Below are 10,239 nucleotides of genomic sequence, written 5' to 3'. Positions count from 1 at the left end.
CCGCGTGTGCCGAGTCTATCGACGCCCCTCGAGGCACCGCCCAGCCGTCGCGAGCGGCGAGGGCTATCGTGTTCCCTCGTGGGGACTTCGCGGCGTTCGACGACCGGCCGGGTCACGATCAGCGACATCGCGGAGCGCGCCGGCGTCTCGATCGGCGCCGTCTCCTTCGCCCTCAACGGCCGCAAGGGCGTCTCGGATGAGACCCGCGAGCGCGTGCTCCGGGTGGCCGACGAGCTGGGCTGGGCGCCGTCGACGGCGGCCCGCTCGCTCGCCGAGGCGAAGACCGACACCTTCGGGCTCGTGCTCGCCCGCGATCCGCACAACCTCGGCGTCGAGTCGTTTTACATGGAGTTCTTCGCGGGCCTCGAGATCGAGCTGTCGAAGCGCGGCTACAGCCTGCTGCTGCAGGTGGTGGGCTCGCCCGATGACGCCCTCGCGACCCTGCGCAAGTGGCAGCGCACGCGGCGGGTCGACGGCGTCGTGCTCACCGACCTGGTCGACGGCGACCAGCGCGCTGCGTTCGCGGCGAGCTCGGGCCTCCCCGCGGTCGTGGTCGGCGACCCGAGCATCGCGGGCGGCCTCACGAGCGTGTGGACGGATGACGCCACCTCGATGCGGGAGGCCGTGCGGCACCTCGCGGGCCTGGGGCACCGACGCATCGCGCGCGTCGCCGGGCTCGGCTCGCTCGCGCACACCCGCATCCGTGACGACGCCTTCGCCGAGGAGACCGCCGCCCTCGGCATCGCGAGCGAGCTGCTGCGCACCGACTACACCCCGGAGGCGGGCGAGCGGGTGACGCGCGAAGCGCTCACCGGCGAGCAGCCGCCGACCGCGCTCATCTACGACAACGACGTCATGGCGGTCGCGGGGCTCACGGTCGCGATGGAGCTGGGGCTCGGTGTGCCGTCTGAGGTGTCGATCATCGCCTGGGACGACTCGGTGCTGTGCGAGCACACCCTGCCCAAGCTCACCGCCCTCAGCCACGACGTGGTCGCGTTCGGCTCGCACGTGGCCCGCCGGCTCTTCGACCTCGTCGAGGGGGCCGCTCCGGAGGCCTTCCTCGATTCGACGCCGCGCCTCGTGCTGCGCGGGTCGACCGGCACCGCATCGATTTGATAAAGCGCTTTACTTAAAGCGCTTTAGTTCCTACGCTCCTGAGACATCCCCCATCGGTGCGGGATGAATGCCTGCGCCGCGCACCCCCGGGGTCCGCAAATACAAAGGAGTATTCACATGGCATCACGGAAGGCCTTCGCGTCAGCGATCGCCGGCGCCGCCGTTGCGGCGCTACTGCTCACGTCCTGCTCGGGCGCGCCCACCGACGACGGAGGGAGCGGCCTCGACGGCGAGGTGAAGGGCGAGGTCAACTTCATCACCTGGCGCACCGACCTCATCCAGGACGGCACCTTCGACAAGTACGCGGAGGAGTTCACGGCCAAGTACCCCGACGCCTCGGTGAAGTTCGAGGGCATCACCGACTACGAGGGCGAGATGCGCACCCGGCTGTCGACCACCAACTTCGGCGACGTGCTCGGCATCCCGAACAGCGTGCTGCCCGACCAGCTCGCCGACTTCTTCGAGCCGCTCGGTCAGACCGCCGACCTCGCCGCCGACTACCGCTTCCTCGCGCCCAAGAGCTTCGAGGGCGTGCAATACGGCATCGCGCTCGGTGGCAACGCCAACGGCGTGCTCTACAACAAGGACGTCTACGAGCAGGCCGGCGTCACCGAGTTCCCCAAGACCGAGGAGGAGTGGCTCGCGGCCGCGGCGAAGATCAAGGCGACTGGCTCGATCCCGCTGTACACCAACTACAAGGACGGCTGGCCGCTCAGCCAGTGGTCCGGCAACCTCGGCGCTGTCACGGGCGACCCGGATGCGGTCAACAAGATCGCCGAAGAGGACTCGCCGTGGACCGAAGGCGGCGAGCTCTACGTGATCGACTCGCTCATCTACGAGACGGTCGCCGCCGGTCTCACCGAGGACGACCCGCTCACCACCAACTGGGAGCAGTCGAAGGTCGACCTCGCCACGGGCAAGATCGCCACCATGGTGCTCGGCTCGTGGGCCATCTCGCAGATGCAGGCCGCGGCGAGCGACAACGGGATCGACCCGGGCGTCGTCGGCTACGCGGCGCTGCCCTCCACCGCATCCGACGGCAAGCAGTACGCGATCGTCGGCGGCGACTACAACCTCGGCATCAACAAGCACTCCGAGGTGAAGGCGGCCGCCAAGGCGTGGATCGACTTCCTCATCGAGGACTCCGGGTTCACCGACACCCAGGGGATGGTCTCGCCGCTGCTCAGCAAGGACCTGCCCGACAACCTCGCCGGCTTCGCCGACGCGGGCGTCGAGCTGCTCGAGCTGAACGCGGCCCCGGCCGGCAAGGAGGCGCTGTTCAACAACATCGCCGACACCGCGCAGATCGACATCTGGGGTCAGATCTACCGTCAGAAGCTCGTCGACATCGCCCGCGGTGCCGCCGACGGCGACAAGGACTCGTACTTCGCCGAGCTGAACCAGCGCTGGGCCGACGCTCGGGGGCAGGTCAGCTGACGTGAGTTCGCTCACTGCACCTCCGCGGCTGCCTCGGCGTCGCGGCCGGCGGGGATCCCTTTCCGGGGTCCCCGCCGGGCAGGGGGTCATGAAGGTCCTGACCCCGTACCTGTTCATCGCCGCTGCCGTCGCGCTGCTGCTGCTGCTCACCTACCTGCCCGCCGCGAACATGGTGTGGTACTCCCTCACCGACTGGGACGGGCTCGACCTCGAGAAGCAGTTCGTCTGGTTCGACAACTACGTGGAGGTGTTCACCAACCCGCAGATCTTCGGGGTCTTCGCGGTGAGCCTCTACTACTTCGTCGCCTCGTTCGCCCAGATGGCGATCGCCCTCTACTTCGCCGCGCTGCTCAGCTACCGCACCCGGTTCTCGAACCTGTTCCGCGGCATCCTGTTCTTCCCGTACCTCATCAACGGCGTCGCCATCGGCTTCGTCTTCCTCTACGTCTTCCAGCCGGGCGGCACCCTCGACACCGTGCTCGGCGCGATCGGCTTCTCCGACACCCCGCAGTGGCTCGGGGATCCCGCGGTCGCCAACTTCTCGCTCGCCGGCACCTCCGTCTGGCGGTACACGGGCCTCAACTTCGTGCTGTTCCTCGGCGCCATCCAGTCGATCCCGGGCGAGCTCTACGAGGCCGCCGAGATCGACGGCGCCAACCGTTGGCAGCAGTTCTGGGCGCTCACCTTCCCGGGCATCCGGCGCATCATCGGCCTGTCGTTCATCCTCGCGATCGCCGGCAGCCTCTCGGTCTTCGAGATCCCGTTCATCATGACGGGCGGCGCGAACGGCACCTCGACGTTCGTCATCCAGACCCTGCAGACCGCCTTCAACTTCCGGCAGGTGGGGCTCGCCTCGGCGATGGCCGTCGTGCTGCTCGTGATCGTGCTGCTCGTCACCTGGATCCAGCGCCGGGTGTTCCCCGACGAGAAGGTCGACCTGACGTGAGCGACCACGCACCCCGTGTCCACCTCGGCACGGCCGCCTCGGGGACGGTCAAGTACCTGTCGCTCATCGTCGGCGTGCTCATCACCCTGCTGCCGCTGTCGGTCGTGTTCCTGGCGAGCTTCAAGACCTCGCAGGAGTTCGGCCAGTCGGGGCCGTTCGACGCCCCCGGCAACTGGTTCAACCTCGACAACTATGTCCGCGCGTTCCAGGACGGCGGGATGGTCGAGGGCTTCATCAACACCACGATCGTGCTCGCGATCTCGCTCGTCGGCACGATCCTGATCGGCACGATGGCCGCCTACGCGATCGACCGGTTCCGCTTCCGCGGCAAGAAGCTCATCGTCGGGCTGTTCCTCGTGGCGACGCTCATCCCCGGCGTCACGAGCCAGGTCGCGACCTTCCAGATCATCAACGGGCTCGGGCTCTACAACACCAAGGCCGCCCTCGTGCTGCTGTTCATGGGCACCGACATCATCTCGATCTACATCTTCATCCAGTTCATGCAGTCGATCCCGATCTCGCTCGACGAGGCGGCGATGATCGACGGCGCGAACCGCTGGACGATCTACTGGCGCGTCATCCTGCCGCTGCTGCGGCCGGCGATCGCGACCGTCGTGATCGTGAAGGGCATCGCGATCTACAACGAGTTCTACCTGCCGTTCCTCTACCTGCCCTCGGAGGGGATGATCTCGACCTCGCTGTTCCGGTTCAAGGGGCCGTTCGGGGCGCACTGGGAGATCATCGCGGCGGGCACGATCCTCGTGATCCTGCCCACCCTCATCGTGTTCCTCTTCCTGCAGCGGTTCATCTACCGCGGCCTGACCTCGGGGGCGGTCAAGTGATCCGGACGCGTGAGCTGCACGAGGGATGGACGGTGCGCGCCGCCGGGGGACCCGCTCCCGCGGGGATCGCGGATGCCGAGGTGCCCGCGGTGGTGCCGGGCGTCGTGCACCAGGCGCTGCTGGATGCGGGTCTCATCCCCGACCCGTACCTCGACGACAACGAGGCGAAGCTCGCCTGGATCGGGCTCGTCGACTGGAGCTACCGCACCCGGCTCGTCCCGAGCGAGGCGGAGTTCGCCGCCGAGCGGCTCGAGCTCGCCTTCGACGGGCTCGACACGGTCGCGAGCATCACGCTCGACGGGGAGCTGCTCGCCGAGGTCGCCAACCAGCACCGCCGCTACCGCCTCGACGTGACGGGGCGCATCCGTCCGGGAGGCAGCGAGCTCGTCGTCGCCTTCCGCAGCCCCGTGCGGTACGCGAACGCGCAGAGCCTCGCGCTCGGCGTGCGGCCGCGCCCGTACCCGATGCCGTACGACGCCATCCGCAAGTCGGCGTGCAGCTTCGGCTGGGATTGGGGCATCGCGACGTACACGAGCGGCATCTGGCGGGCCGTGCGGCTCGAAGCGTGGTCGACCGCGCGGCTCGCCGAGGTGCGGGTGCACGCCGCGCCCGAGGGCGACGGCGGGGTCGTGACGGCGTCGGTGGAGGTGGATCGCGCCTCGGATACCGGGCTCGAGCTCGAACTCGAGGCGGCCGGGGCGTCCGCGCGCGTCGGGCTCCCGGCGGGCGAGCGCTCGGCCGAGGTGCGGGTGGAGCTGCCGTCCGTCGAGCGCTGGTGGCCGGTCGGCTACGGGTCGCAGCCGCTGTACGACGTCGCCGTGCGCTTGTACGGTCCGCACGGTCCGCTCGACGGGACGAGTCGGCGGGTCGGGTTCCGCACGCTGCGCTGGGACACCGCACCGGATGCCGCCGGCCACCCCTTCCAGCTGATCGTCAACGATCGCCCGGTGTGGGTGAAGGGCGCCAACTGGATCCCCGACGACGCGCTCCCGTCCCGCATCGACCGCGCCCGCTACGAGCGTCGGCTGCGGCAGGCGGTGGCGGCGAACCTCAACCTGGTGCGGGTCTGGGGCGGCGGCATCTACGAGTCCGACGACTTCTACGAGCTGTGCGACGAGCTGGGGCTGCTCAGCTGGCAGGACTTCCTGTTCGCGTGCGCCGCCTACCCGGAGGAGGAGCCGCTGCGCTCCGAGGTCGCCGCGGAGGCGCACGACAACGTGGTGCGGCTCGCCCATCACGCATCCCTCGCCCTGTTCACCGGCAACAACGAGAACCTCTGGGGCTTCGAGGACTGGGACTGGAAGCGTCGGCTCGAGGGGCGCAGCTGGGGCGCGTACTACTACCACGAGCTGTTCCCGGCGGTCATCGCCGAGCTCGCACCGCACGTCCCGTACACACCCGGCAGCCCGTTCAGCCCCGACGACGGACGGCATCCGAACGACGAGAGCTCGGGCTCGACGCACCTGTGGGAGCAATGGAACCGGCGCGACTGGGCGAGTTACCGCGAGCACACCCCGCGGTTCGTCGCCGAGTTCGGGTGGCAGGGGCCGCCCGTCTGGTCGACCCTCACCCGGGCGCTCAGCGACGACCCGCTGACGCCGGAGTCGCCGGGCATGATCGGGCACCAGAAGGCGATCGAGGGCAACCAGAAGCTCTCGGTGGGGCTCGTGCCGCACTACCGGGTGCCGGACGACATGGACGCCTGGCACTGGGCCATGCAGCTCAACCAGGCGAACGCGGTCTCGGCCGCGCTCGACCACTTCCGCTCGCACGCCCCGCACACCTCGGGCGCGATCGTGTGGCAGCTCAACGACTGCTGGCCGGTCACCTCGTGGGCGGCGATCGACGGCGACGAGCGCGAGAAGCCGCTGTTCTTCGCGCTCGCGAACGCCTTCGCGCCGCGCGTCGTGACGGTGCAGCCGCGCGAGGGGGGGCTCGTCGCCGTACTCGGCAACGACGCGGACGAGGAGTGGGTGGGCGAGCTCGTGTTCGCGCGCCGCGATTTCGGGGGGGATGAGCTCGCGGCGGCGACCGTGCCTGTGTCGGTCGCGGCGCGAGCCGCCGTCACGGTGCCGATCCCGGTCGAGGTCGCGATGGCGCGGGATGCGGCATCCGAGCTCTTGACGGCCGAGTTGGGGAGCGTGCGCGGGTGGTGGTTCTTCACCGAGCCGCGCGACAGCGCCCTCGACGAGGCGCTGCTCGAGGTGGAGGCGACGGCGGTCGATGACGGCTACGAGGTCACCGTCACCGCCGCCACGCTCGCGCGCGACGTGACCCTGCTGGTCGACAAGCTCGACCCGGCGGCGACAATCGATCGCGGTCTCGTCACCTTGCTCCCCGGAGAGTCGGTGGTGTTCCGGGTGGCCGGGCTGGCGCGGGTGTTCAACGCTGCAGCGTTCGCCGACCCCCGAGTGCTGCGTTCAGGCAACCAGCTGGTGGCCCGGTGACCGACGCACGCGAGCTGCTGCGGCATCCCGTCTGCGGCATGACCTGGGGCTGGGTGGGCACGCGGGGCACCTGGGCAACGCCGGAGGCCTCCGCCTCGATGGCGCGGATGGCCGAGCACGGCGTCACCTGGACCGCGCTGGCCTTTGCCGCTCTGCAGGAGAGGGCCTTCTCGACCGAGATCCCCTTCGAGGCCGAGCCCACCGTGACCGATGACGAGCTCGTCTGGGCGATCCGCGAGGCGCACGTCCTCGGGATGAAGGTCTGCCTGAAGCCGGTCGTGAATGTGGCCGACGGCACCTGGCGGGCGCACATCGGCTTCTTCGACTGGGATGTGCCGGGCGAGCCGACGTGGACCCAGTGGTTCGCCTCCTACCGTCGCTTCATCCTGCACGCCGCTCGGATCGCCGAGGCGGAGGGCTGCGCGATGCTCTGCATCGGCTGCGAGATGGTGCGTGCCGACGGGCAGGAGGCGCACTGGCGTTCTCTCATCGCCGAGGTGCGCGCGGAGTATTCCGGAGTCGTCACGTACAACTGCGACAAGTACCAGGAAGACCATGTGACCTGGTGGGACGCCGTCGACGTGATCTCGTCGAGCGGGTACTACCCGGTCGACGGCTGGGAGGAGCAGCTCGACCGCGTCGAGCGGGTGGTCGAGGCATCCGGTAAGCCGTTCTTCTTCATGGAGGCCGGATGCCCGTCGCGGCTCGGCTCGCCCGAGCTCCCCAACGACTGGACCCTCGCGGGCGAGCCCTCGGGCGAGGAGCAGTTGCGGTACTACCGGGCGATGTTCGGCGCGGTGCGCGCCCGACCCTGGGTGCGCGGCCTCATGCTCTGGGACTGGCCCGCGCGGTTGTACCCTGAGCAGGCTGCGGCGAGCAACACCGACTACTGCCCCTACGGCAAACCGGCGGGTGCGTTCATGGCCGCGCAGTATCGCGACTGGCACGGGGAAGGCACGGGATGACGGACGCCACGGGGACGCGCTCTCTCGCGTTGGATGCGGGTCAGACCGGCATCAAGGTGCGGGTCACCGAGGCGGATGGTGCGAGTACCGAGCAGACCTTCCCGGGGGTGCGCACCGACGTGCCGCTGCTGCCGCAGCTCGCCGAGGTGGCGCGTGCGGCGCTCGGCGGGCCCGGTGTCCCGGTGTCGTCGATCGCGGCCGGAGTCTCGGGGCTCACGAGCGCCGAGGACGACCCCGAGGCGTGGCGGGTGCTGCTGGGCGACCTCGCTCCCGAGCGCGTGCTGCTCGCCCATGACTCGGTGAGCTCGTTCCTGGGGACCCTCGGCGATGCGCGCGGCGCGGTCGTGGCGTCCGGCACGGGCGTGGTGACGCTCGCGGTGGGGCGCTCGCACGTGGCGCGCGTCGACGGCTGGGGCTACATCATGGGCGACGCGGGAAGTGGCTACTGGATCGGGCGAGAGGCGCTCGACGCGGTCATGCGGGCGTACGACGGGCGCGGCCCGGCGACCGCGCTGACCGCGGTGGTGCAGGAGCGTTGGCCCGCGCTCGAGGACGCCTACGTGCAGTTGCAGAGCGATCCGGCGCGGGTGAGCGTGGTGGCGTCGTTCGCCCGGGCGGTGGCGGAGCTGGCCGATGCGGATGCGGTGGCCGAGGCGATCTGCCGGGCGGCTGCGGCCGAGCTGGCGCACTCGGTCGCGACGGGCCTGCGCCGAGTCGCCGATGCGGGTGCGCCCGAGGTGCCGCTCGTGAGTGCGATCGGCGGGGTGTTCCGCTCTGCACTCATCCGCCGCGCCTTCGAGGAGCTGCTGCGGGCGGAGCTCGGCGAGGTGCGTTTCGAGGCGCCGCACGGCACGGGCCTCGACGGTGCGGCGGCGCTCGCGGGGCTCGGTGTCGACCACCCGCTGCTGTCGCTCGTGTCGGAGTCCCGGGGGTAGCGCGGCGCGAGTCTGCGGGGGTTGGTTTCGGTACGCCGTTGCGCGGCTACTCAACCAACGGGTAGGGCCGCACCACCCCGCCGATCGAGTGCGGCGGCGTTGCCGCGGTGTATCGAGATCAGCCTGCGCGCAGGCGGTGGAGCGCCGGGCTGCGGGACGGCAGCGGTGTGCGTCGGAGGATCCCGTCGTCGTCGGGATGGACGAGGAAGTAGTCGCCGCCGGTGCGGGTGATGCGCCAGCCGCTGTTGTGCACCTTCAGGTGGCAGAACCGGCACAACAGCACCCCGTCGTCGACATCGGTGCGGCCGCCGTGTTCGTCCCAATGATCGATGTGATGCGCTTCCGTCCACGCGGGCGGCCTGTCGCACATCAGACACCCACCGTCCCGGGCAGCAAGGGTCGTGCGCTGCTTCTCGGTGAACAGCCGCTGCTCGCGACCCAGGTTCAGCACCCGCCCGTCGCCGTCGAAGAGGATGGGGACCGCACCCGAGGCGCAGATGAACCGCTCCGCCGTCTGAACCGAAACCGCGGCGTCCTGGCCCTCGAAGAACGCGACACCCGCACGCGTTCCGTCCTCGCCGCGGGGCGCATCCAGGTCAGCCTGCGTGACCAGGATCCGCACGGCCGGCTTCCGGTCGCCGAGCAGCTTTCCGTCGTCGACCCGGGCGCCGATCCGCACCAACTCGACCAGGGTGTCCAAAGTCAGCTGCTCTGTCGTGCGCGCGTCACGAACCAGATCGTCCGCCCGTCGCACCGCGTCCGGATCCATGAACCGCGGCCCGCCTCGCCGAGGTGACGTCGCCGCGTCCAGGATCGGCACCACGATCGCAGCCGACTCCGGATCCAACATGCCGCTGATCCGCGTCATCCCATCCAGCTGCGTCGACACCCGCAGGAACCGCTTGTCGCGCAACTGCTCCTCACGTGCCGCGATGCCGGCGAGATCGAGCTCGTCGCGCAGCCGACCCGCCCTGACCGCGAGCTGTTCCAGGGTGAGCGCCTCGGCTTCGACCACGAGGGTCTGCGCGGCAGTCGCGAGCGCTTCGAGCCGCGTTGCGTCGTCCTGGTCCCCGCCGACCTGCTCGAGGCGGGTGCGGATCACCTCGGCGGCCTCGACCGAGATGACCGCTCGCGACACCGCGTCACCGATCACCGTCAGCCAGCGGGCCACCGGGGGAACATCGGGGCGGGGGGTCTCGACCGGCAGCAGCTCGGCCGCCTTCACAAGGGTGCGCGCCTCACGGGTCGAACCACCCGTCAGCTGCGAGATCAGACCCTCCGCCGAACGCTGCCCCCGCCGGGCGGCGAGACCATCGTGACCCAGCGAGCGGCGCGAGCGGTGCGCGATCTCGCCCGCCACCGCGGCGGCCACCGCGTCGAGCCGGCGGCGCACCTCGGCCACGAGGCGCTGCCCGTCGAGCAGTTCGTCGTCGCGCAGGGCGCTCACCGTCGGCAGCACCAGAGGCGCGGTCGTGTCGCCGATGGTGGCGAGGGTGGCGGCGATCGAGGACATGCGACCATTGTCTCAAGTGTCGAACGTATGTTCTAGAG

At 70.1% G+C, this 10,239-nt stretch carries 8 protein-coding genes; 7 read left to right on the top strand and 1 reads right to left on the bottom strand.

Annotated features, from left to right (window positions below; translation table 11 throughout):
• The first annotated feature begins 78 nt into the window (after positions 1-78).
• The 7 genes from FLP23_RS02195 to FLP23_RS02165 all read left to right on the top strand — a co-directional run bounded on the left by FLP23_RS02195 (position 79) and on the right by FLP23_RS02165 (position 8,688).
• Positions 79-1,116 (top strand): LacI family DNA-binding transcriptional regulator, encoded by a 1,038-nt coding sequence (locus FLP23_RS02195; protein WP_246140026.1) that lies wholly within the window; start codon positions 79-81, stop codon positions 1,114-1,116.
• A 117-nt stretch (positions 1,117-1,233) separates the two neighbouring features.
• Positions 1,234-2,553 (top strand): ABC transporter substrate-binding protein, encoded by a 1,320-nt coding sequence (locus FLP23_RS02190; RefSeq protein WP_149324361.1) that lies wholly within the window; start codon positions 1,234-1,236, stop codon positions 2,551-2,553.
• An 88-nt stretch (positions 2,554-2,641) separates the two neighbouring features.
• Positions 2,642-3,499 carry a carbohydrate ABC transporter permease gene (locus FLP23_RS02185; RefSeq protein WP_149324360.1) on the top strand — a complete coding sequence of 286 codons (858 nt, stop codon included), beginning with the start codon at positions 2,642-2,644 and terminating at the stop codon, positions 3,497-3,499.
• Positions 3,496-4,341, top strand: a complete 846-nt coding sequence (locus FLP23_RS02180) for a carbohydrate ABC transporter permease (protein WP_246140025.1) — start codon at positions 3,496-3,498, stop codon at positions 4,339-4,341. Before FLP23_RS02185 ends, FLP23_RS02180 begins: the two co-directional genes overlap by 4 nt.
• Complete coding sequence (locus FLP23_RS02175) at positions 4,341-6,788, top strand: glycoside hydrolase family 2 protein (RefSeq protein ID WP_149326147.1); 2,448 nt, start codon at positions 4,341-4,343, stop codon at positions 6,786-6,788. Before FLP23_RS02180 ends, FLP23_RS02175 begins: the two co-directional genes overlap by 1 nt.
• Positions 6,785-7,753 (top strand): glycoside hydrolase family 113, encoded by a 969-nt coding sequence (locus FLP23_RS02170; protein WP_425468274.1) that lies wholly within the window; start codon positions 6,785-6,787, stop codon positions 7,751-7,753. Before FLP23_RS02175 ends, FLP23_RS02170 begins: the two co-directional genes overlap by 4 nt.
• On the top strand, positions 7,750-8,688 hold the full coding sequence (locus tag FLP23_RS02165; RefSeq protein ID WP_149324359.1) for an N-acetylglucosamine kinase: 939 nt from the start codon (positions 7,750-7,752) through the stop codon (positions 8,686-8,688). Before FLP23_RS02170 ends, FLP23_RS02165 begins: the two co-directional genes overlap by 4 nt.
• Before the next feature lie 118 nt (positions 8,689-8,806).
• Here FLP23_RS02165 and FLP23_RS02160 read toward each other — a convergent pair whose 3' ends face one another.
• Positions 8,807-10,201, bottom strand: a complete 1,395-nt coding sequence (locus FLP23_RS02160) for an HNH endonuclease signature motif containing protein (RefSeq protein WP_149324358.1) — start codon at positions 10,199-10,201, stop codon at positions 8,807-8,809.
• Positions 10,202-10,239 lie beyond the last annotated feature (38 nt).

The sequence above is a fragment of the Protaetiibacter larvae genome, from assembly GCF_008365275.1.
In the GTDB taxonomy this organism is placed as follows: domain Bacteria; phylum Actinomycetota; class Actinomycetes; order Actinomycetales; family Microbacteriaceae; genus Homoserinibacter; species Homoserinibacter larvae.
The sequence above is the reverse complement of the archived record's forward strand: the minus strand, read 5'-3'. Positions and strand labels throughout refer to the sequence as shown.

Excerpts from the sequence above, each read along its gene's own strand:
- FLP23_RS02190 (WP_149324361.1), top strand. The coding sequence starts at position 1,234 with ATGGCATCACGGAAGGCCTTCGCGTCAGCGATCGCCGGCGCCGCCGTT.
- FLP23_RS02185 (WP_149324360.1), top strand. The coding sequence starts at position 2,642 with ATGAAGGTCCTGACCCCGTACCTGTTCATCGCCGCTGCCGTCGCGCTG.
- FLP23_RS02165 (WP_149324359.1), top strand. The coding sequence starts at position 7,750 with ATGACGGACGCCACGGGGACGCGCTCTCTCGCGTTGGATGCGGGTCAG.
- FLP23_RS02160 (WP_149324358.1), bottom strand. The coding sequence starts at position 10,201 with ATGTCCTCGATCGCCGCCACCCTCGCCACCATCGGCGACACGACCGCG.